At 67.9% G+C, this 20,427-nt stretch carries 21 protein-coding genes; 5 read left to right on the top strand and 16 right to left on the bottom strand.

Going from position 1 to position 20,427, the window contains the following annotated elements:
* Positions 1-53: 53 nt before the first annotated feature.
* The gene (locus ACJH5R_RS13125) at positions 54-662 is read right to left on the bottom strand and encodes a TetR/AcrR family transcriptional regulator (RefSeq protein WP_406782109.1); all 609 of its coding nucleotides are present in this window, start codon (positions 660-662) and stop codon (positions 54-56) included.
* A 91-nt stretch (positions 663-753) separates the two neighbouring features.
* Between ACJH5R_RS13125 and ACJH5R_RS13120 the strand changes: the two genes are divergently transcribed.
* Entirely contained in the window at positions 754-1,326 is a 573-nt protein-coding gene (locus tag ACJH5R_RS13120) for a TetR/AcrR family transcriptional regulator (RefSeq protein ID WP_406782108.1), read from the top strand.
* 14 nt (positions 1,327-1,340) lie between these two features.
* Here the strand turns inward: ACJH5R_RS13120 and ACJH5R_RS13115 are convergent, their stop codons facing one another.
* Both ACJH5R_RS13115 and ACJH5R_RS13110 read right to left on the bottom strand, forming a co-directional pair.
* Entirely contained in the window at positions 1,341-1,664 is a 324-nt protein-coding gene (locus ACJH5R_RS13115; protein ID WP_406782107.1) for a TfoX/Sxy family protein, read from the bottom strand.
* Positions 1,664-2,536, bottom strand: coding sequence for an alpha/beta fold hydrolase (locus ACJH5R_RS13110; protein ID WP_406782106.1), 873 nt, complete (start codon positions 2,534-2,536; stop codon positions 1,664-1,666). Before ACJH5R_RS13110 ends, ACJH5R_RS13115 begins: the two co-directional genes overlap by 1 nt.
* Before the next feature lie 60 nt (positions 2,537-2,596).
* On the opposite strand from ACJH5R_RS13110, the gene ACJH5R_RS13105 reads away from it, so the two are divergent.
* Positions 2,597-3,256 (top strand): winged helix-turn-helix transcriptional regulator, encoded by a 660-nt coding sequence (locus ACJH5R_RS13105; RefSeq protein WP_406782105.1) that lies wholly within the window; start codon positions 2,597-2,599, stop codon positions 3,254-3,256.
* On the opposite strand, the gene ACJH5R_RS13100 is transcribed toward ACJH5R_RS13105, so the two are convergent.
* The gene (locus ACJH5R_RS13100; protein ID WP_406757464.1) at positions 3,219-4,166 is read right to left on the bottom strand and encodes an alpha/beta hydrolase; all 948 of its coding nucleotides are present in this window, start codon (positions 4,164-4,166) and stop codon (positions 3,219-3,221) included. The genes ACJH5R_RS13105 and ACJH5R_RS13100 overlap by 38 nt on opposite strands.
* Positions 4,166-5,635, bottom strand: a complete 1,470-nt coding sequence (locus ACJH5R_RS13095; RefSeq protein WP_406757465.1) for an aldehyde dehydrogenase — start codon at positions 5,633-5,635, stop codon at positions 4,166-4,168. Before ACJH5R_RS13095 ends, ACJH5R_RS13100 begins: the two co-directional genes overlap by 1 nt.
* A gap of 92 nt (positions 5,636-5,727) precedes the next feature.
* On the opposite strand from ACJH5R_RS13095, the gene ACJH5R_RS13090 reads away from it, so the two are divergent.
* Both ACJH5R_RS13090 and ACJH5R_RS13085 read left to right on the top strand, forming a co-directional pair.
* Complete coding sequence (locus tag ACJH5R_RS13090) at positions 5,728-6,705, top strand: LLM class flavin-dependent oxidoreductase (RefSeq protein WP_406757466.1); 978 nt, start codon at positions 5,728-5,730, stop codon at positions 6,703-6,705.
* A 36-nt stretch (positions 6,706-6,741) separates the two neighbouring features.
* Complete coding sequence (locus ACJH5R_RS13085) at positions 6,742-7,587, top strand: class I SAM-dependent methyltransferase (RefSeq protein ID WP_406757467.1); 846 nt, start codon at positions 6,742-6,744, stop codon at positions 7,585-7,587.
* Positions 7,588-7,601: 14 nt separating this feature from the next.
* Here ACJH5R_RS13085 and ACJH5R_RS13080 read toward each other — a convergent pair whose 3' ends face one another.
* The 3 genes from ACJH5R_RS13080 to ACJH5R_RS13070 are packed head-to-tail and all read right to left on the bottom strand — an operon-like array spanning position 7,602 to position 9,875.
* Positions 7,602-7,991 (bottom strand): PPOX class F420-dependent oxidoreductase, encoded by a 390-nt coding sequence (locus ACJH5R_RS13080; protein WP_406757468.1) that lies wholly within the window; start codon positions 7,989-7,991, stop codon positions 7,602-7,604.
* Positions 7,988-9,127, bottom strand: a complete 1,140-nt coding sequence (locus ACJH5R_RS13075; RefSeq protein ID WP_406757469.1) for an FAD-dependent oxidoreductase — start codon at positions 9,125-9,127, stop codon at positions 7,988-7,990. Before ACJH5R_RS13075 ends, ACJH5R_RS13080 begins: the two co-directional genes overlap by 4 nt.
* Positions 9,128-9,134: 7 nt before the next feature.
* The gene (locus tag ACJH5R_RS13070) at positions 9,135-9,875 is read right to left on the bottom strand and encodes an acyltransferase (protein WP_308483749.1); all 741 of its coding nucleotides are present in this window, start codon (positions 9,873-9,875) and stop codon (positions 9,135-9,137) included.
* A 126-nt stretch (positions 9,876-10,001) separates the two neighbouring features.
* On the opposite strand from ACJH5R_RS13070, the gene ACJH5R_RS13065 reads away from it, so the two are divergent.
* Positions 10,002-11,264 carry a PQQ-binding-like beta-propeller repeat protein gene (locus ACJH5R_RS13065; RefSeq protein WP_406757470.1) on the top strand — a complete coding sequence of 421 codons (1,263 nt, stop codon included), beginning with the start codon at positions 10,002-10,004 and terminating at the stop codon, positions 11,262-11,264.
* Between the two features lie 27 nt (positions 11,265-11,291).
* Here ACJH5R_RS13065 and ACJH5R_RS13060 read toward each other — a convergent pair whose 3' ends face one another.
* The 8 genes from ACJH5R_RS13060 to ACJH5R_RS13025 all read right to left on the bottom strand — a co-directional run bounded on the left by ACJH5R_RS13060 (position 11,292) and on the right by ACJH5R_RS13025 (position 20,312).
* Entirely contained in the window at positions 11,292-11,990 is a 699-nt protein-coding gene (locus tag ACJH5R_RS13060) for an esterase (RefSeq protein ID WP_406757471.1), read from the bottom strand.
* Between the two features lie 76 nt (positions 11,991-12,066).
* Positions 12,067-13,281, bottom strand: a complete 1,215-nt coding sequence (locus tag ACJH5R_RS13055; protein ID WP_406757624.1) for a THUMP-like domain-containing protein — start codon at positions 13,279-13,281, stop codon at positions 12,067-12,069.
* Positions 13,278-14,252 carry a class I SAM-dependent methyltransferase gene (locus ACJH5R_RS13050; RefSeq protein WP_406757472.1) on the bottom strand — a complete coding sequence of 325 codons (975 nt, stop codon included), beginning with the start codon at positions 14,250-14,252 and terminating at the stop codon, positions 13,278-13,280. The genes ACJH5R_RS13055 and ACJH5R_RS13050 overlap by 4 nt, the downstream gene beginning before the upstream one ends.
* A gap of 34 nt (positions 14,253-14,286) precedes the next feature.
* Positions 14,287-15,348: a histidine phosphatase family protein gene (locus ACJH5R_RS13045; RefSeq protein WP_406757473.1), complete on the bottom strand. Its 1,062-nt coding sequence runs from the start codon at positions 15,346-15,348 to the stop codon at positions 14,287-14,289.
* Positions 15,349-15,507: 159 nt separating this feature from the next.
* Positions 15,508-16,620, bottom strand: a complete 1,113-nt coding sequence (locus ACJH5R_RS13040) for a histidine phosphatase family protein (protein ID WP_406782104.1) — start codon at positions 16,618-16,620, stop codon at positions 15,508-15,510.
* A gap of 141 nt (positions 16,621-16,761) precedes the next feature.
* Entirely contained in the window at positions 16,762-17,772 is a 1,011-nt protein-coding gene (locus tag ACJH5R_RS13035) for a histidine phosphatase family protein (RefSeq protein WP_406782103.1), read from the bottom strand.
* 109 nt (positions 17,773-17,881) lie between these two features.
* Positions 17,882-18,628 (bottom strand): enoyl-CoA hydratase, encoded by a 747-nt coding sequence (locus ACJH5R_RS13030; RefSeq protein ID WP_406782102.1) that lies wholly within the window; start codon positions 18,626-18,628, stop codon positions 17,882-17,884.
* A gap of 811 nt (positions 18,629-19,439) precedes the next feature.
* On the bottom strand, positions 19,440-20,312 hold the full coding sequence (locus ACJH5R_RS13025) for an ABC transporter ATP-binding protein (RefSeq protein WP_406757625.1): 873 nt from the start codon (positions 20,310-20,312) through the stop codon (positions 19,440-19,442).
* Between the last annotated feature and the right edge of the window lie 115 nt (positions 20,313-20,427).

The following is a 20,427-nucleotide window of genomic DNA, read 5'->3' as shown; positions in this document are numbered from 1 at the left end:
CGCAAAGCCAGCCCAGCAACGCCGATCAGCATATAATCAATCAGTTGATCATATCAATGGCCGTCGAACAGGGTTCCCCTGATCAGCCGCTTCGCGGCGGCCAGCGCCGCCTGATAGGTCTCCGGCGAACCGGTCGCCGCCAACTCGGTCAGGCCATAGACCAGGGCGTAGGTGACCTCTACTTCCGGCCGCGTTGCGCCGGCGTCGCCATGAGTGTCGTCATGCACGATCCCGGTGATGATGTCGCGCAGCGCCTCGAGCCCCCCGCTGCCGGCCTCCCCCGGATACACGGTGACGGCATTCTGAGCGCGTATCGCCCACTCGAAGGTGGCGAGATCGGGATGCTCGCGCATGAGGTTGCCGGACTCGTCGAGCAGGGCCTCGATCCGGTCGACCACGGTGCCGGGCCGCTGCGCGGCGCGCCGCAGTCGCGGCAGCGCGATCTCGGCCCGCGCGGCGATCGCGGCCGCCACCAGTTCGGCCTTGTTCGGAAAATAGTTGTAGATGTTGGCGCTGGTGACACCCGCGGTACTCGCGATCTGACGGATCGTGGTCCGCGCGTAGCCCAATTCGGCTACACACGCAATGGTGGCGGCGATGATCCGCTGGCGGGTCTGGCCGCCGACGGCGCCGACCGGGCGGCCCAGCTGCGGAGTCGACATGGACACATCCTCGCAGCCCTCGACACCGGCGCTCGACAACCGGCACTGTGTGTGACCCGCCGGATCGCCGGCGGGTTAATCTGAGGTGATCATGCCCCTGACTTCGTCGCCGCGGGGTCGACCGGCTGGAACCAGCAGCGAAGAAACCCGCCAGCGGATCATCAGCGCAGCGATCCGGCGCGTCGCCGAAGTCGGCCGTTCCGGCGCCACTATCCGCGATATCGCCTCCGCCGCCGACGTGACCAGCGCAAGCCTCTACCACTACTTTCCGAACAAGGATGAGCTGATGGCGGCGACCGTGGCCGCCGCGCGAGAGATCGCCCTGCCCCGATTACACGCCGCGGCACAGCGGACCGGCACTGTGGCTGATCAGCTGGCCGCGATACTTGCCGAGGCCGATCGGTTGAGCCACGACCACCCGTACCTGGCCGCCTTCGAACGTGCCACGGGCGAGGTCTCGCCGTTGCGCGAGGTCATCGGTGAGGTCGTCGGTGAAGCGCGACGCGGCGGGTCGCTGGCAACCGATGTGGACAGCGACGGCGCCGCGGATGCGATCTACGCATTGACGCGGGGGTTGACCGAGCAGGCAGCGCAGGCATCACCGGCCGCCTACCGGGCCACTCTGCGCTGCGCCGAAGAACTCATCCGCGGCACGCTGTTCTAGGCTGCTGCCGCGTCCTAAGCGCTTGCCGCGGCGGCGATTCCGATATCAACCCATTCGGCGAGCTGATGCGCAGAACCGATGTGCTCGCCATCGACATGGACCCAGCCACGCATGGTCCGTCCGCCCATCTCCATCGGCTGGGCGGCGGTGGCTTTCAGCAGCTGTTCGGCACGCGCGGCACCCACGCGGACCAGCAGCCCACCGGCCATAGCGGCGACCGCGATCTTGCCGGCGACCAGGAACGCCAGGCCGCCGAACATCGCCTTCTCCAGCACCGGTGGGCCATCTGCGGCGAACATCTCCCGCACGCGGGCCGCCAGCTGCGCGTCGTAGGCCACTATTGCCCCGGATGCCAGTCGCGGATCGCCGCGGCGAATTGTTCGGGGGCATCGGAGGGAACGAAGTGGCCGGCGCCTTCGACGATCACCGTCTGATGATTGGTCAGCGTCTGTTCCCACTGCCGTAATTCCCTGTCGCCGAAGGCGAAATCGCCGTCACCCCAGATGATCAGCGTCGGCAGCCCCGCGATGGCGGGCAACCCGGATTCGAGGTCGGCGAGAAAGGCTCGGCTGGCGGTGATCTCGCGCGGAAAGACCGCCGACGCCTCCCGACGCGCGGGGCTATCGAGGGCTTTTTGGTAGTGGTCCATCTCCTTGCGGGTGGGCTTGGTGAGGCGGTGCCCGACGGGGATCATGACGTTGACGAAGAGGTTGAACTGTCTGATCAGCAGGCGTCCGATCGAGCCACCCATCACATGCGACATGACCTGCACGAGCGGAGCACCGACGGGCCATGCCCACGTATTGGACAGCACCAACCGTTCGAAGATCTCGGGACGTTGTTGTATGACGGCCAACCCGATCGGACCACCCCAGTCGTGCACCACCAAGGTGATCCCGCTCAGGGCGAGCGCATCGACGAACGCGCCGATCACCTGCGTGTGTTCGGTAGGTAGGTACCGGTAGCCGGGCCCCGCCGCCGACAGGCCGAACCCGGGATAGTCCACCGCGATGCATCGAAAGTCCGGCCGCAACGCTTCGATGATCTTGCGATAGTCGAACGACCAGGTCGGGTTGCCGTGCAGGAACAGCAGCACCGGCCCGGATCCCTCATCCACGTAGTGGACGCGGTTCCCGTCGATGTCGAGGAACCGGCTCTCGAACGGAAACAACGTGTCGTCGACCCACGCGGGCCGTTGGGCGTCTGCCATGCCGATCCCCCTCGCCACTTGATATAGTCAAGTTCACTTTAAATTAGCAAGCAGATGGTGATGAGTCGAGACTACGGTCAGTACTGCGGACTTGCCCGGGCCCTGGATGTGGTGGGTGACCGGTGGAATCTGTTGATCGTGCGCCAGCTCCTGATGGGCCCGGCCCGCTACCGCGAGTTGCGCGACGGGCTGTCCGGGGTCGCGACGAACCTGCTGGCCGACCGGCTCCGCGATCTGGAGACCGCGGGGGTCCTCGAGCGGCGATTGGCCGACGACGGCAGGGCGGTGACCTACGCACTGACCCCCTGGGGCGCGCAACTGCGCGAGCCGATCTACGCGCTGGTCCGCTGGTCCACGCCGTTGATGATCCGCGGCCCCCAGGGCGATGAGTTCCGCGCCGAGTGGCTGCGACTGGCCCTTCCCGCCCTGTTCGCCGATCGGGTGGCAGCGGGCCCGTCGGTGGCGGTGGGAGTCGCCGTGGACGGCGGAATGGTTCAACTGCAGGCCACCGAGTCCGGTATCGATGTCGGCGAACCCGACGGGCGCCCGCTTGATGCCGTGCTGCACACCGAGGCGCCCTTGGTCCTCGGCCTCGCGGCGGGCGTGTTGTGCTTTGACGACGTGGCTGCACTGGTCGAGATCGACGGTGACGAGTCGGCGCTACGCAGGCTCTTCGGCGCGGCTACAGCGCCGCCAGATACCTCACTCGGTGCGCGATAACCCGTTGAGAAACCTCGGCTTCGGGCGCAAGCAGGTCGAACGCGTGCGGGCAACCGGGGTACACATGCAGCTCGACGGGGACCCCTGCGGCAACCAGGCGATGAGCAAAGGCGACGTCCTCCGGCGCGAAGATGTCCAGCCCGCCGACATCGACGTAGGTCGGCGGCAGGCCGGCCAGGTCGTCGGCGCGGGCCGGGGCGGCGTAGCCGTCTGCGCCACCTTCACCCAGCAGAGCTGACCAGCCCGTGGCGTTGTCGTCGTAGCTCCAGGTGAGCAGCGTGGCGCCCGCGGCGCCCGCCTCGCGGGTGCGGTCGTCGAGCATGGGGTAGATCAACAGCTGAGCTGCGATCGCCGGTCCGCCCCGGTCGCGGGCCAGCAGGCCCACGCCTGCGGCCAGTCCCCCGCCGGCGCTGTCGCCCATCACGGCCAGCCGGGACGCGTCGACTCCTAGGTCGCCGGCGTGCTCGCCGAGCCAGCACAATGCCGCGTAGCAGTCCTGAAGCGGAGTCGGATGCGGGAATTCCGGCGCCACACGGTAATCCACCACCAGCATCGGTACCCCGGAGGCAGCGACGTAGCCGCGCACCGCCGCATCGTAGAGCGGACCCAAGTGTCCCCAGTCCAGGATCATGCCGCCGCCGTGCAGATACAGCGCGGCGCTGCCGGGCTGATCGGCGCCGTTGCGCCGGTACCAGCGCAACGGCAGCGTGCCCCCGTCGCAGGTCAGCGAAAACTCTTTTGTCTCTACGCCGGTGACCGGTGCCAGCGACGCCAGCACCTGATTGAAGGTATGACCCACGTTGCGACGACGTGCGGCGACATCGCCGACCTGCGGCGCCGGCGCATTGTCGGCGCCGTCGCGCATCGCCAGCAACGCCGCCAGCACCTGCGGGTCGGGTGGCCCGGCCATCAGCCTTGCGCCCCACGCACCGCGGTGGCCACCACTTTGGTCTCGAGGTATTCCTCGAAGCCCGCCAATCCCATCTCCCGACCAACTCCCGATTGCTTGTATCCCCCGAACGGTACGTCGGCGGAGTACCACATCCCGCCATTGACGTTGACGGTCCCGGCACGTAGTCGCGACGCCATTCGAGCGGCACGGTCGTAGGTCCCGAACACGGTGGCGGACAATCCATACGGCGAGTCATTGGCGATGCGCAGTGCGTCCGCGTCGCCGTCGTGAGCCAGCACCACCAACACCGGCCCGAAGATCTCCTCGCGGGCCACCCGGGCCTCGTTTGTCAGCCCGCCGATCACCGTCGGCTCGATGAAGAAGCCTCGGTCGACTCCGGCCGGTCGGCCGCCGCCGCAGTGAAACGTCCCGCCTTCGGCGATCGCCAGATCCAGGTAGGACTGCACGCGGTCTCGCTGCTTCGCCGAGATCAGCGGTCCGCACAGCGTTTTCGGATCATTGGGGTCACCCACGGGCACCCGTGACATCGCGGCAGACACCAGGTCGAGCGCCTCGCCGTAGCGTTCACGCGGCACCAGCAGCCGGGTGGTCAGTGCGCACCCCTGGCCGGCATGCATCGCCACCGTCGACGCGGCGGCCGTGCACGCGGCGGACAGGTCGGCGTCATCGAGGACCACGAACGCCGACTTGCCGCCCAGTTCCAAAAAGACCTTCTTGATGGTCTGCGCGGCCGCGGTCATCACCGAGCGACCGGTCGCCGTGGAGCCCGTGAAAGAGACCACGTCGACACGCGGGTCCTGCGCGAGCCGGGCACCGATACGGTGGTCGGACGCGGTGACGATGTTGACCACTCCGGGCGGGAAGTCGGTCTTCTCGGCGATGATCCGACCGACTTCTGCTGCGCACCAGGGGGTGTCGGGTGCCGGCTTGAGGACGACGGTGTTGCCGGCCGCCAGCGCCGGCCCGATCTTGGCGAACGTGACCTGGTGAGGGAAGTTCCACGGGGTGATCGCCCCGACCACGCCGAACGGCTCCCGCACAAGGGTGCGCGCGGTGGTGATGCCCAACGGAGCCGCCACCCCGAGGTCCACCTGCCAGGGGTAGCTCTCCGCAGTGGCGGCCGGGAAATCCAGGTCATCGACGGGAGTCTGCAGCTGGCCCCGATAGGTCAGCGCCCGTGGTGCCCCCACCTCGGCGATGGTGATCTCACGCAGCGTCTCGATCTCGTCGTTGAGCACGTCGCGGAGTTGGCGCAGGCAGTGCACCCGCAAGGCGGTGTCACGGCCCCAGTCCGAGGAGTCGAACGCCGTGCGGGCGGCGGCGACAGCGCGGTCGAGATCGGCGGCGTCACCGTCGGCGGCCGCACCGATGGCTTCCTCGGTGGCCGGGTTGATGGTGTTGAAGGCGCCCGCACCGCCGGCGACCAGCGCGCCGTCGATCAGCAGCGGGGTTGGCGCACCGGTCACAGCCCCTAGGCTAACGGCGGGACGCGGACATAATCAATCGATTGATCATTTCGTGCGCTACGGTGGCGCCCAGGAGGTGACCGACCAATCCCATGCCACTACTGAGCGCCCTGCGGCTGAACATGACGAACATCCCCGGTGCCGAAAATGCCGAGCGGTACCGGGCGGCGTTGGAGATGGCGTCCTATGCCGACGCCAACGGAGTCACCGCGGTCGGCTGCGAAGAACATCATCTTGCGGCCACCGGCTGGCTTCCCGCGCCGCTGTTGATGGCCGCCGCCGTCGCCGGATGCACCACCAACATTCGCATCAGCATCAACGCGCTGCTGATACCGCTCTACGACCCGGTGCGCCTCGCCGAGGACATCGCGGTGCTCGACCAGCTGTCCGCCGGGCGAGTCAGCTTCGTCGCCGGAATCGGTTACCGCCCAGAGGAATACCACGCGGTGGGCAAGGATTTCCGGCGACGGGGCCGCTTGATGGACGAATGCCTCGACGTGCTGCTCAAAGCCTGGGGCGACGAGCCGTTCGAGTACCACGGCCAGCTGATCGACGTGACACCCAAGCCGTACACCAAGCCGCATCCGGTGTTCTTCATCGGCGGGATGAGCACCGCGGCCGCCCGCCGAGCGGCCCGGTTCGGTTTGCCGTTCTCGCCGCCGATGCCCATGCCCGAGATCGAATCGGTGTATCGAGATGAACTGGCACGCAACGGCAAGCAGGGTTTCGTGTTCAGCCCCGAGAACGGCAACACCGTGACTCATCTGACCACCGACCCCGAAGCGGCGTGGGCACGATGTGGTGAGCATTTCCTGCACGAGGCAACCGAATACAGTTCCTGGGCGGTGGCCGAGGTGCCTCGCCCCAACGAGAGTCCGACCGCTACCATCGCCGAGCTGCGCGCATCGGCCAAGATCGAGGTGCTGACTCCCGAAGAGCTCGTGGCACAGTGTCACGCCGGCCGCACCGGGGTGACCCTGCACCCCCTGATCGGCGGCCTGCCGTTGGACGAGGGCTGGGAGAGCCTGCGACTGCTGGTCGAACGGGTGCTGCCCGCAGTGAAACCCTAGCTCCGGCAGCCCGGCTCACCAGTTTTCTCCGATACCATGGGCGCGATGGACCGCCCAGCCGAATCCAAAGTCGACGCCCGTGCGCTGAACGGAGTTTCGGAAACCGCCCTGATGACGCTCAACGGTCGGGCATATCAGGCCGCACACTCCAACGCCATCATCGACGACCCGGAGGCTGTTCGACTCGTCGAGTCCATCGCGTTCGACTTCGACAAGTTCGGACGTCGTGGCCAAGAGATGGCGTTGCGGTCGCTGGCCGTTGATCGATGCGCGACGGCGTATCTGCGTGAGCACCCCGACGCGACGGTTGTCGCACTTGCCGAAGGCTTCCAAACCAGCTTCTGGCGCTTGAGCCGTGCCCTACCCGATCCGCGGTTCAATTGGGTATCAGTGGATTTAGAGCCGGTGATGCGGCTTCGCGAACGATTGCTGCCGACCTCACCGCGCATCACCAACCTGGCGCAGTCGGCGTTGGACTACAGCTGGATGGACCAGGTCGACTCCAGCGCCGGGGTCTTCATCACCGCCGAAGGCCTGCTGATGTATCTGCAGCCGCGCGAGGCGATGGACCTCATCGCGGCGTGCGCCGATCGTTTCCCCGGCGGTCAGATGTTCTTCGACGTCCCACCGACCCTGGTCAAGAAAGTGGCTCCGCGCGGGATGCGTTCATCGCGGCACTATCGCGTGCCCCCGATGCCGTTCAGCCTGTCGCCGCGTCAGCTCGCCGGGCTGTCCCAGACGGTGCCGGGCATCAGTGCCGTGCACGATGTGCCGATACCCAAAGGGCGTGGCCTGTTCTTCGGAACACTGTTCCCGACTTTCTGGCAGTGGGGCCCCATCAAGAATCTCCGGGGCGCCTACACGCTGCTTGAGTTCGCCTGAAAACTCGAGGCGGGTCAGGCGGCGGTGATTTCCAGGCCGATGTGCACCTTGTCGATTCCACCGCGCACGAGCGAGTGCGGGACGAACCACCAGGCGTGCCACCAGTACCGCTTGATGACGGCGTCGTAGACCCGCCGGGTCTCGGACTTGGGCAGCACTCGGGCCACCGCCTCAACGGGATCGCCTTTGGGCTTGCCGAGTGCGCCGCACTTTTGGATGGTGACCCGCGGAGTGTTCTTGATCCGCTTGGTCTTCCACGACCCGTCGTCGGTGATGACCAAGAGCTTGTCCCCGACGGGCGCCCCCCAGACCGCGGTGGGTTTGGGCTTGCCGTCCTTGGTGAACGTCGTCAGCAGCAGATACTTTTCCCGGTACACATCGGAGAATGCCGGTGTCGTCATCATTCGATTCTGGCAGTTTTCAGCGGATCGTTGGGGCGCACGCCGCGATAGATGCCCCGCCGGACGATCCAGGGAAGCAGCACGCGGTCGATCGACCAGGCCGGGAACCGGAACGCGCGCCCAGAGGGCGCGAACACCTCCAGGCCCTCGGGCCCCGGCCCCAGCACCGAACCCCAACGCCTGGTTGGCGGCCGGTAGTGCCGGAGCGGGCGGCCGGTGAGGGCGGCCCGCACGTTATGGGCCAGCAGGCCGTCGGCCCGGTTGCGGGCCGAGCTGCGCAGCGGGTCGGTCGCCGCGACGTCGCCGATCGCGAACACTGTCGAATGTCCGGGCACCCGCAGGTCGGGCATCACTCGGACGAAGCCGGCCTCGTCGAGCAGCTCGGCCGGCAACCAGTCGGTGTTCGGTCGCACCCGTCCGATCGCCCACAGCACGGCATCGGCCGATGCCGGGTCCTGACCGGTGCTGAAATGAACCGGGTCAGCGGTGATGCGGTCGCAGCAGAACCCCTCGGGCACCAGCGCGCGGTGTTCGGCATGCAGCGCCACACGCGCGTCGACCAACCTGCGTTCGACGGTGTTCCAGACCCGCCGATGGTGCTCACGCAGGGGGCGCTGACCCGGGAAATACAGGGCGACCCGTTTGGCCGGCCAGGTGCGTGCGATGTTGACGGCGCTGCTGACCGCCGCGGCACCACCGCCCACGACGATGACCGATTCGGCGGTGGCCAGTCGACTGTGCGCCTCGGTCAGCTCCGCGGCGACATCGCCGGCCGACTGCGTCGTGGGCTGACGCCAGAAGCCGTTGCTGACTCCGGTCGAGATGATCAGGGCGTCATAGGGCTCGTCGCGGGTGGCGCCGTCGGCGCAAGCGACCCTCAGAGCTCCACCATCGAGATCGACGCCGGTCACCGCGCCGTGCACGGTGCGCACCGCGTCCAGTCGCGCGAATCGGTCGAAGGGCAGCCAGTAGTCCCGCGCCCACTGGTGCGGGCGGGACAGCCGCAGACCGAGCTCTTGACCGCTCACCAGGGCGGGCTTGACCGAAATGCCCACCACGTCGGCGTGCTTGGCCAGCCGGATCGCGGTGAGCACGCCGCTGTCGCCCAGCCCTGCTATGACTACCCGCGGTCGCGTCACCGGCAACTCAGCTCTGGGAGGCCTTCTTACGTTCGATGTCGGCCAGTGCGGCGGCCAGCTCCGCCCGCTCGGCGGCCGAGGTCTCCCAGGCCAGTTTGCGGTTCTTGACCACCTTGGCCGGTGCTCCCACCGCAATCGAGTAGTCGGGGATGACGCCCTTGACCACCGCGTGGGCGCCCAGGACGCAACCACGGCCGACGCTGGTGTCGCGCAGGATGGTGACTTTCGCCGCGATCCAGGTGTCCGGACCGATCCGCACCGGGCTCTTGATGATGCCCTGGTCCTTGATCGGCACGTTGATGTCATCCATCTTGTGGTCGAAGTCGCAGACGTAGCACCAGTCGGCCATCAGCACCGAGTCGCCCAGCTCGATGTCGAGATAGGTGTTGATGACGTTGTCGCGTCCCAACACCACTTTGTCGCCGAATCGCAGCGAGCCCTCGTGTGCCCGGATGGTGTTCTTGTCGCCGATGTGCACCCAGCGGCCGATCTCCATGTGCGACATCTCCGGGGTGGCCTGGATCTCGACACCCTTGCCCAGGAACACCATGCCGCGGGTGATGATGTGCGGGTTGGCCAGCTTGAACTTCAGCAGGCGCCAGTAGCGGACCAGGTACCACGGTGTGTAGGCCCGGTTGGCCAGCACCCAGCGCAGCGAGGCCAGCGTGAGGAACTTGGCCTGGCGCGGGTCCCGCAGCCGCGAACCCCGCCAGCGTTTGTGGATTGGAGCACCCCACATCGTCGTCATGGCCGGAAAGCCTACGCGAGCGCGATCTACCCACGCGCTACCCTCACCTGGACTCGTTCACTGACCGGCCGGGGATTGGGGATTGCCACTGTGTTGCGGCGACGTGGTGTCCTAGCCGGAATCGCAATGATGGCGCTGGCGGGGCTTCTTGGCGGCTGCTCCAACACCGATTCGTGGGTGGATGCCGCGCCCGCGCCGGGCTGGCCCGCCCAGTACGCGGACGCCGCCAACAGCAGTCATACCGCCACCGCGGGAGCCGCCGACCTGCAACTGGACTGGATCCGCTCGGTCAAGGGTGAGCTGGGAGCCCAGCCCGCCCTGGGCGTCCACGGCTGGATGATGCTCAACGCCCAGACCGACTCGGGTTGCTCGCTGATGCAGTGGGAGAACGCCGACCGCGGCCGGCAACGCTGGTGCACACGGCTGCATCAGGGCGGTGGGTTCTTCAGCCCGCTCATCGACGGCTTCGACAACGTCTATGTCGGACAGCCGGGCGCCATGCTGTCGTTCCCGCCCACCCAGTGGATCCGCTGGCGCGCACCGGTGATCGGAATGCCCTCAACGCCGCGGATCCTCGGCGACGGCCAGCTGCTGGTCGTGACCCATCTGGGCCAGGTACTGGTTTTCGATGCGCACCGCGGCGCCGTCGTCGGCACCCCGCTGGACCTGGTGGACGGTGTCGACCCGACCGACTTCCGGCGCGGATTGTCCGACTGCGCCGGCGCGCGGCCCGACTGCCCGGTCGCCGCCGCCCCGGCCTTCTCGCCGGAGAGCAATATCGCGGTGGTGAGCCTGTGGCAGCCGGGCGCCAAGGAGTCCGGCTTGGTCGGCCTCAAATACCACCCGGGCGGCGTCCCACTGCTCACCCAGGAGTGGAGCAGCGACGCCGTCGCGGCCGGGGTATTGGCCAGCCCCGTGCTGTCCGCCGACGGTGAGACGGTCTACGTCAACGGGCGCGACCAACGCCTGTGGGCGATCAATGCCGCCGACGGCAAGGCGAAATGGTCAGTGCCACTGAAGTTCCTGGCCCAAACACCACCGGCGGTGACGCCCGGCGGATTGATCGTCTCGGGCGGTGGCCCCGACACCGAACTGGTCGCCTACGCCGACCGCGGTGACTACGCCGAGCAGGTGTGGCGCCGCGAGGACACCGTGCCGCTGTCCTCGTCGAGCCTGGCCGGCAAGGTGGGCTACACCGTGGTCGCGGGCACCAGCCTCGGCCCGGCAGGTTTGTCGCTGCTGGTGTTCGACCCGGCAGACGGCCACACCATCAACAGCTATCCGCTGCCCGAGGCGCGCGGGTTTCCCGTCGGGGTGTCGGTCGGCAATGACCGGCGGGTGGCGGTCGCCACCAGCGCCGGTCAGGTGTTCAGCTTCGCCCCCGCGTAATCGCGACTACTCCCCCAGCGCGATCGCTTAGACGGCCAGCGCCGGGAGTGCCGTGCGCGGCACTTTCACCGAAGTGGCGCCGGAGCTCATCGGCAGCAGCTCGCCGGGTGCGAAATAGAAGATCACCTCGTCGTTGGTGATGGCGAAGTTCTGGTAGTGCGCCGGGTCCATCCCGGAACCCGACGAGATCAGGATGGCCGGCACTCCGGTTTGGCGCTCGAGGTCGCGCTGCACGACCGGAAAGATCACTTCCAGCGGCTTGCTGCCCGGCACGAACAGGGTCTCGAACGTGATCGGCTTGCGCGTCCCCAGGTCGTAGTTGAACGACTGGTACCAGGTGGAGGGCTGCGGGCCGCCGAGGTCTTGGAAGATCTTCAGCACGACGCTCTGGGTGCCTTTGGGGGCTTGACCCGAACGGTGCTGCTCAGATGTGGCATCCATTTCGTACGGCATATCCCGCGACCCGGGTGACTTGGCCACGGTCAAGAACCCGTCGCGGTTCTGCACCAGGTAGTCGGTCAGGGTCTGCTGGTCGGGGTAGTCGACCGGAAACCGCATATCCAGGGTGTAGTTGGCATTGGACGAGTGGACGTGGCATTGCCCGGACTCGAGCGTGCCGCCCAGTTCGGCACAGGGCGACACCGCGCCCGCCGAGGGCACACCCGTCATGCCCAGCCAACTGCCCACCGCACCGCCCGCCACCAGGGCGGCCACCAGAATGCGCATTGTCGGTTTGTCTCGCTTTGTCTCGCCTTGCCGCAGCAAGCAGGAATGGCCCGAAGACGACAGCCTACCGGGCGCCTTAGCGCGACGGACGGCAGACGAACGCAATCGCCCGCGCCGCTGCCCCCGTCCCGATGCGGGTGATCACCACCGACAGGGCCTGCGCCCCGCGCAGCCGCAACCGGCGACGCAGCCCGTCCGGGTCGGCCTGCACGTCGCGTACACCGCGCACCAGGATCTCCAGGGCACCGCAGTCGCGTGCCGTCAACACCTGACGGAGGCGTTTCTCGCTGTAGGCCAGCGACTCGAGCACCTCGAATCCGCGTACCCCGTCCGGCAATTCGTCACCGGAGAGATAGGCGATGTCGGGATCGAGCTGCCACAGCCCATGCCGGGCGCCGTACTGGCGGACCAGACCGGCCCGCACCACCGCACCGTCGGGGTCGATGAGCCAGCGCCCCGCCGGACGCACATCACAGTCGGGCGGGTCGGCGTCGGTGATCTGCTCGTCGCGGTCCAGGATCACCGCCCGGCGGCGCACCCCGGTCTCGGCCAGGGCGGGCGACCACAGACAGGCCTCCCGCACCGAGGCGCGCCACGAGGTGACTTCGATCTCGCCCTGAAATCCGAGCTCCCCCACCTTGTCGAAATCGATTCCGGGAGCGACCTTTACCACCATGTCGCGGTCGCGGTAGACATCCAGCAACCGATCCAGGGCGGGCTGATAGTCGGTCGGGTCGAAACGACGCCGCCCGCCGCCTCGCCGGCCGGGGTCGGCCAACACCACCGTGCCGCGGCTGACCGGCACCAGTGCATCGGCTCGTACAACGCAGTCGACGCCCACGTTGTGGCGCGCCATCGCCAGCCGTACCGAGTCGAGATCACTGCCCAGCAGCCGATCCGCCGGCAGGCCGGCCGCCAGGAAGGCGGCCAGCTCGGTGCCGACCGAGCAGGTCACGTCGTGCACGACGGCACCTGGTGCCGCGGCGGCGATGCGGTGAGCCCGGTGCCGCGCCACCGGGGCGGCACTGGCCTGTTGCAGGGCCTCGTCGGTGAACAGCCACCGCGACGTCTCGGGCAGCTCAGCGAGTTTGGCGGCGGCACGCCGGCGCAGCAGCACGGTCTCCACCAACGCGGGCGCGCGGGTGCCGAAGCGGCCGCGCAGGGCGGTGATGTCGGCGATCCGGCTGGCGTCGGTGAGCGCGAAGCCGCCGACCTCGGCCAGGGCGGTGACCCCGACCGGCGAGCTCAGATAGCCGACGTCGTCGACTTCAAATCTGAAGCCGGCAGTCAGGACGGCTTAACCCCGGTGATCATCAGGTTGTAGAACCAGCCCTTGGGGACCACCCGGCGCCAGATGTTGGAGTCCACCCAGCTCAAGGCCGTCCAGCTGCCGAAGGCGAACCGCGCCCAGCCCCAGCCGAGCTTGCCCGGCGGGACCGTCGACTCGAAGGTCCGGACCGGCCAGCCCAGCATGGCGGCGGTGAACTCTTCGCTGGCGGTCTGCACGTCGACCGCGCCGGCGTTGCTCGCCATCCGCTCCAGGTCGCGCGGCTCGAAGGTGTGCAGGTCCACGATCCACTCGAGTGCGGCGGCGCGCGAGTTCTCGTCGAGCTCTTCCTGCGGTCGGCGCCAGGAGCCCATTCCGGGCAGCTTCATCGCGGCGACCGTGGTCTTCCAGGTCAGGTCGGCCAGCCGGCGGGCATAGAAGTTGCCGACCGTGGTGGGTTCGCCGGCGAAGATGAATCGCCCACCGGGCTTGAGCACCCGGACCACCTCGCGCAGCGACAGTTCGACGTCGGGGATGTGGTGCAGCACCGCATGGCCGACCACCAGGTCGAAGGTGTTGTCCTCGTACGGGATGCCCTCGGCGTCGGCGACCCGCCCGTCGACGTCCAGGCCCAGGGACTGACCGTTGCGGGTGGCGACCTTAACCATGCCCGGCGACAGGTCGGTGACCGAGCCGCGCCGCGCTACGCCGGACTGCATCAGGTTGAGCAGGAAGAATCCCGTGCCGCAGCCCAGTTCCAGCGCCCGGTCGTACAGCGGTGCTTCTCCGGTGCGCTCAGCGGCCGGCACGATCGCATCGAAGCGGCCGCGGGCGTAGTCGATACAGCGCTCGTCGTAGGAGATCGACCACTTCTCGTCGTACTGCTCGGCCTCCCAGTCGTGATAGAGCACCTGAGCGAGCTTGCTGTCGTGCCGGGCGGCCTCCACCTGCTCAGCGGTGGCGTGCGGGTTCGGCGTCGGGTCCGTGCTCGTCATAGTGAGCCAGCCTAACGGCTGGCCCCGCCCCGGGTCAGATCGCTCCCACCAAACCGTCGGCCATCGAGTCGGCGGCTGAGCCGGTGCTGTCGCCCAAGGCGCCGGTGATGGTGTCGATCACCGCTTGCGGGAACGCGGTGAATGCCGCGAGCACGTCGTTAAAGCCGGTCTGCAGCGCGGCGGTGATGTCGGCGGAATCGCCGCCCTGAATGGCCTCCCAGACGTTCCAGGCGGCCACCTGCGGTGCGACGATCAGGTCTCGGACGTCGACGAACAAGCCGGTGAACAGATCCGGGGTCTGCGGGACTGGCGTCCCGTCCCAGCTGACCATCGTCCAGCCGTCAGTGGGGCTGCCCTGCAGGATGGCTTGACCGGCATTGGGTGGCGGCCCCAGCGTCTCGAGCAACTGCTGCAGAAGCAGCAATACGGGCGGGTTCTGCACGTTCATCAATGTCCAGATGGCGATCACTCCGCCGCTGGTGTACGCCACGTCAGCCAGTGGGCCATCGCCGGCAATGGTGTTGGTGTAGATGGTGTCGATGGCGCCGCCGACCTGCTCGTCGAACTGCACGCCGTTGATGCCGCCGAACTCTGGCACCAGTACGAAGCCGAGGACCCACGCTGCCATCGGCGCGAAGTAGCCGATCTCGGTCGTCAGGTCACGTGGTTGGCCTTCGAAGATGCCGGCGCCCACCTCGTTGAGCCCGGCGAGGATCTGCACGTCCATCATCAGCGCCTGCGCCAGCGGGTCCGCTGTCTCCTGGGTCCGGATGAGCTCGGAGGCATAGATGCCGGAGATGCCATTCGGGAACTCGCCCGCAATGGCCTGGGCGACGGCGTTCGCCTGCTGTACCCCTGCCTCGGTGAGCGGAGCACCCGGTGGCAGCGTGCCGAGGATGTTGTTGAGGTCGTCGGTCGATTGGCCGTGCCGCACCAGATCGAGCGTGATCTGCTCGGCATCCGCGGTGAGCTGGATATCGACCACGAGCGCTGCGGCGGGCGGGGATACCACCGGAGTGACGGTGGCGCCCCCGAGCCCGACCAGAGTGATGACGGCGGCTATCCACGTACGGTTGACGACTCGCTGCATGTCCATCCCCCCAGATGGGACGCGGTGTGACCGATATCACATGGTACCCAGGCGGGAGAGAGCTGGGCAATACCCGGCCTTCAGCGAATCACGGGGCCGCCTTCAGGGACAGCGAAGCCGGGTGCGGCGAGTTGCTGCCGCACCCGGCTTCGGCACTGCTGCGGCTTAGATCGCCAGGGCCGCCAGCAGGTCGCCCATCGCATCTGCGGAGCCGGTGCCCGCGGCATCGCCCAGGGAACCGGTGATGGTGTCGATCACGGCTTGCGGGAACTCCACGAGCGCGGAGAACACGTCGCTGAAGCCGGTCTGCAACGCGGCCAAGATGTCGGTGGGGTCGCCGCCCAGAATGGCCTCCCAGACGTGCCAGCCGGCCATCTGCGGCGCGACGATCAGGTCACGGAAGTCGACGAACAACCCGGTGAGCAGGCCCGGGTTCTCCGCGACCTCGGTGCCATTCCAGCTGACCAGCGTCCAGCCGTCGGTGGGGTTGCCCTCGACCACGACCTGGCCGGTGTTGGGGAGCCCGCGGTCACCCGCCAGCGTCTCCAAGAACAGCCCCCAATCGGGGTTCTTGACGTTCATCATCGTCCACGCCATGATCGCCGCGCCGTGCGAGAACGCCACCTCGGTCCCGGCGCTGTCCGGGTCTGCCGTACTGGTGTCGTAGATCGTCTGAATCGCGCCACTGTAGTTGTCCTGGAACGCCATCCCGTTGGGGTTGACGTCCGAGCCCAGCATCGGCACCCAGTAGGCCCCGGTCATCCACGCAATGGTGGGCAGGAGATAGAGCAGGCCGCCGAGGGTGCCGCTCTGCCCCTCCAGCCACCCGGCATTGATCTCGCCGAGCCCGGACAGGATCTGACTCGGGTCGAGCAGCGGGGTCGGACCTTCCGGGATCTGGTCGTAGTTGCTGTTGCCCAGCAGCAACTGCGCCAGCGGCCACGCCGTCTGCTGAGCTCGCAGGAAGTCCGAGGCCCAGACCCGCGCGATGTCGTTGTCGCCGCCGTTGAAGAGGCTGTTCCCGACATCGATGGCCTGTTGCTCACCCAAGTCGGTGAGCGGAGCACCCGGCGGCGTCGTCCCGACGTAGTCCGACACGTTCTCCGTCGATTGCCCGTGCCGGACCAGATCCAGCACGATGTCCGCTGCGGTCAGCTGGATGCTGGACACAGCGACGGTGGGCAAAGGTCCGGCTATCGGGGCCACCGGGGCGACAGCCACGAGGCCGGCGCCGACAAGGGCAACCCCGGCGGTGATCCACGGACGGGTGTGGTGCATGACCTTCTCCTTCAGCGAGTCGATAGCTTCCGTTACGCTCCGACGCGTAGCGCAATACTTCGCTGAAGGTAATCCCGTGGTTTTCCTATGTCAATGCTTAATCCGCCGAACTCCTGAACCGCCAAAGTCCGGCGCGGCGCGCTAGCCGCCCAGCGCGCCGGTGATCGTTTCGAACACAGCCTGCGGGAACGCGGTGATGGCCCCGAGAACCTGGTCGAACCCGGTCTGCACTGCGGCAGCGATTTCGGCCTGATCCCCGCCCTGCAATGCCTCCAGGATGTGCCAGGTCGCGATCTGCGGCGCAACGTTCAGCTCCCGCCAGTCGACGAACAGACCGGTGAACAGGTCCGGGGTCTGCGACACCTCGTGCCCGCCCCAGCTGACCAGCGTCCAGCCGTCGGTGGGGTTGCCCTCGATCACCACCTGGCCGGTGTTGGCCAGCGGACTGTGGGTGTCGAGCAGTTCGCTGAGGACGAGCCCGAAATCCGGGTTCTTGACGTTCATCAACGTCCAGATCGAGATCGTTCCGGCGTGGGCGAACACCGCGTCATTCAGCGGGTTCGCCGGGTCGGTGACGGTGTTGTTGTAGATGGCGTCGATCGCTTCGGTGACACGATCGTTGAACGCCACCCCGTTGGGGTCGATCGTTGACCCCAGCATCGGCACCCAGTACTGACCCAAGGCCCACATGAAAGTCGGCAGGGCGTAGGCGATCTCGGTGAGGATGTTGAGATCGTGCCCTTCGAACCATCCCGCGTTGATCTCGTTGAGCCCGGCGAGGACCATGACGTCCATCCCCAACAGATCAGCCAGCGGCTGCGCGGTGTCCTGCGCACGAATGAACTCCGACGCATAGATGCCGGCGAGCCCGCCCGGGTATGCAGCATCGATCAGCGGCGCCACGTCCTCCGCCTGCTGCTGCCCGAGTTCGGTGAGCGGAGCGCCCGGCGGAAGGGTGCCCAAGATGTCCTCGGCGTTGTCCACCGACTGGCCGTGGCGCACCAGGTCGAGCGTGATGTCCTGAGCGGCCAGCAGGATGTCGACCGCGACGGCTCCGGCCTGCGGCATCACGACCGGGCCGGACGCAACGGCGCCCGCGCCCAGCAGGGCGATGGCCGCGGTGGTCCAGGGGCGGATGGCAGGTGACTGCATGATGGATTCCTAACGCCGGGATCGTGGCGGCCTTCGCCGCTGACTGGACGTTAGCTGATAAAAACGTGAAAAGAAACCGTCACTGCCCCAAGTCGTTCTGGCGTGGCGGCTAAGGGCCGTCCCCGGCGGGGCCGATACCGGCGGCGAACAGCTCGCCGTAGCGGCGTTGGTCCGCGCCGGCCCGGTCGGCTGGACGTTCGGTTTCGATCGAGTCGATCGAGGCCTTGGCCGCGGCCAGCGCCTGCGCCGGGGTGCCGATGAAGCGCCGAGCCCAGGCGATCGCGGCGTCGTAGACGCCGTCGGGGGCGACCATGTCGTCGACCAGACCCAGGGCCAGCGCCTCTTCGGCATCGAAGAACCGGCCGCTGTAGGCCAGTTCCTTGGCTCGGCTGGCACCGATGGTGCGGGCCAGGCGAGCCAGTCCGCCGCCGTCGGGAGCGAGGCCGGCCAGGATCTCGGTCGCCCCGAACTTGACGTTGTCGCCGCTGATTCGCCAGTCCGCGGCAAGTGCCAGCGCCAGACCACTGCCCAGCGCGTAGCCGGTGATCGCGGCCACGGTCGGCTTCCCGATTGCCGCCACCGCTTGCACGGCATCGTGGCGCACGCGGGCGAACACCTGTGCCTCTGCCGCGATCAGCGTGCGCAGTTCGGGCACATCGTCACCGGCGCAGAAGATCTCGTGGCCCCCGTACAACACCACGGCGGCGACGTCGTCGCGCGCCGACACCTGGGCCGCGGCCGCGGTGATCTCCCGGTAGACCTGCCGGGTCATGGCGTTGGTCGGTGCACGTGAGACCACCAGGGTGGCCACCCCGGGCCCCTCGCCCGAGGTGTGCACGGTGACGAATTCGCTCATCCCGGCCAACGCTTCCCACGCGCGGCGTTGTAGCGGTCGGAATTGAAGAACTCGATCTCCCAGTTGTCCCCTCGGCGAGCCAGGTCCGGCTGCACCACCACGATCTGCCGTTCCACCGCCATGACGGCCTCGATGCTGCGCCCGATGAGTGAATCCAGCTGTGTCCAGGTCGGCGGCAGCAAAAAGCTGTTCCCGGCCGCGAAGTCGTCGATCGCGGCTTCGGGGGTGAGCCAGCCGGCGCGGTCGGATTCGGTGTTCTCGCCATCCGCTCGCTGCCCGACCGGCAGAGCGCCCACGAAAAAGTAGGTGTCGTAGCGGCGGGTGCGCTCGGCTTCCGGGGTCACCCAGTTCGCCCAGGGCCGCAGCAGCTCGGCATGCATCACCAGATTCTCGGTGCGCAGAAAGTCGGCGAACGACAGCTCGCCGGCGTTCAGCGCTCGCCGGGATTCGGCGTACACCGACGCATCGGAGACAACCCGGTCGGGATCATCGGCAGGGCCGGCGAACAGTACCCCGGATTCCTCGAAGGTCTCGCGTGCGGCAGCGCACACCAGTGCCGCGGCCAGGTCGACGTCCACTCCGAAACGCCGCGCCCACCACGTCGGCTCTGGCCCGTGCCAGGCGATCTCGGCGCTGCGGTCACGGTCGTCGACCCCACCGCCGGGAAACACCATCACCCCGGCAGCGAACTCCATCGCAGCGTGGCGGCGCATCAGGAACACGTCGAGGCCCGCCCCGCCGGGGGCGTCCTGGCGTACCAACATCACGGTCGCGGCCGGTCGCGTCGGCAACGGTGGTGGCTGGGGTTCGTTCATGCGCGCCTCCGGTGGGCTGCTCGGCTTCGGGTCCGGCGCGCGAAGTAGCGCCCGTCGATGACATCCAGGGAGATCGACTGGCCGAATGTGGCCGAGAGGTTTTCGGCCGTGAGCACATCCTCGAGCAGTCCGGCGGCCACAGCGCGGCCCTCGGCCAGCAGTAGGCAGTGACTGAAGCCGATCGGGATCTCCTCGACGTGGTGGGTGACCAGCACGATCGCCGGGGCGTCGGGGTCAGCGGCCAGGTCCCCCAGGCGCGCCACCAGCTCCTCACGCCCACCCAAGTCCAGGCCGGCCGCCGGCTCGTCGAGCAGTAGCAGCTCCGGATCGGTCATCAGGGCGCGGGCGATCAGCACCCGCTTGCGCTCGCCTTCGGACAACGTCCCGTAGGTGCGATCGGCCAGGTGTTCGGCGCCCAGGCTCTCCAACAGGTCGACCGCCCGCTCGTGGTCGACGGCGTCGTAGCGCTCCCGCCACCGTCCCAGCACCGCGTAGCCGGCCGAGATCACCAGGTCGCTGACCGTTTCCCCGCCCGGGATCCGCTGCGCCAGCGAGGAGGAGCTCAGTCCCACCCGGGCCCGCAGCTCGGTGGTGTCGACGCGGCCCAGCTGTTCGCCCAACACGTAGGCCACACCCGAGGACGGGTGTTCGGTGGCGGCGGCGATCCGCAGCAACGACGTCTTGCCCGCCCCGTTGGGGCCGATGATCACCCAGCGTTCGTCGAGTTCGACCGACCAGTCCAGCGGCCCCACCAGAGAGCGCCCGTCACGGCACAGCGAAATGCCCTCGAAGTGGATCAACAGATCCTGATCGGCCCCGGTTGCGGGAGCGGAACGTCCGGTATCGGGCACGGCCCTATCGTGCCGTATCCCGGCTCCGCGACGACCGACCGGGGTGCCGGTAGCCGGCGCACGTTCCCGGCTGATCTTCTTCGCACCGATGCGGCGTTGTGCTGTTGTAATGTTTGCCGAGGTCGGCCCACAC

Origin of the sequence: Mycobacterium sp. SMC-19, assembly GCF_045310815.1 — a bacterium.
GTDB lineage: Bacteria > Actinomycetota > Actinomycetes > Mycobacteriales > Mycobacteriaceae > Mycobacterium.
This window is presented reverse-complemented; position numbering and strand designations above follow the sequence as displayed.

Coding starts and splice junctions, on each gene's coding strand:
- ACJH5R_RS13125 (WP_406782109.1), bottom strand. CDS start 662: ATGTCGACTCCGCAGCTGGGCCGCCCGGTCGGCGCCGTCGGCGGCCAG.
- ACJH5R_RS13120 (WP_406782108.1), top strand. CDS start 754: ATGCCCCTGACTTCGTCGCCGCGGGGTCGACCGGCTGGAACCAGCAGC.
- ACJH5R_RS13110 (WP_406782106.1), bottom strand. CDS start 2,536: ATGGCAGACGCCCAACGGCCCGCGTGGGTCGACGACACGTTGTTTCCG.
- ACJH5R_RS13105 (WP_406782105.1), top strand. CDS start 2,597: ATGAGTCGAGACTACGGTCAGTACTGCGGACTTGCCCGGGCCCTGGAT.
- ACJH5R_RS13100 (WP_406757464.1), bottom strand. CDS start 4,166: ATGGCCGGGCCACCCGACCCGCAGGTGCTGGCGGCGTTGCTGGCGATG.
- ACJH5R_RS13090 (WP_406757466.1), top strand. CDS start 5,728: ATGCCACTACTGAGCGCCCTGCGGCTGAACATGACGAACATCCCCGGT.
- ACJH5R_RS13085 (WP_406757467.1), top strand. CDS start 6,742: ATGGGCGCGATGGACCGCCCAGCCGAATCCAAAGTCGACGCCCGTGCG.
- ACJH5R_RS13080 (WP_406757468.1), bottom strand. CDS start 7,991: ATGATGACGACACCGGCATTCTCCGATGTGTACCGGGAAAAGTATCTG.
- ACJH5R_RS13070 (WP_308483749.1), bottom strand. CDS start 9,875: ATGACGACGATGTGGGGTGCTCCAATCCACAAACGCTGGCGGGGTTCG.
- ACJH5R_RS13065 (WP_406757470.1), top strand. CDS start 10,002: ATGATGGCGCTGGCGGGGCTTCTTGGCGGCTGCTCCAACACCGATTCG.
- ACJH5R_RS13060 (WP_406757471.1), bottom strand. CDS start 11,990: ATGCGCATTCTGGTGGCCGCCCTGGTGGCGGGCGGTGCGGTGGGCAGT.
- ACJH5R_RS13050 (WP_406757472.1), bottom strand. CDS start 14,252: ATGACGAGCACGGACCCGACGCCGAACCCGCACGCCACCGCTGAGCAG.
- ACJH5R_RS13045 (WP_406757473.1), bottom strand. CDS start 15,348: ATGGACATGCAGCGAGTCGTCAACCGTACGTGGATAGCCGCCGTCATC.
- ACJH5R_RS13040 (WP_406782104.1), bottom strand. CDS start 16,620: ATGCACCACACCCGTCCGTGGATCACCGCCGGGGTTGCCCTTGTCGGC.
- ACJH5R_RS13035 (WP_406782103.1), bottom strand. CDS start 17,772: ATGCAGTCACCTGCCATCCGCCCCTGGACCACCGCGGCCATCGCCCTG.
- ACJH5R_RS13030 (WP_406782102.1), bottom strand. CDS start 18,628: ATGAGCGAATTCGTCACCGTGCACACCTCGGGCGAGGGGCCCGGGGTG.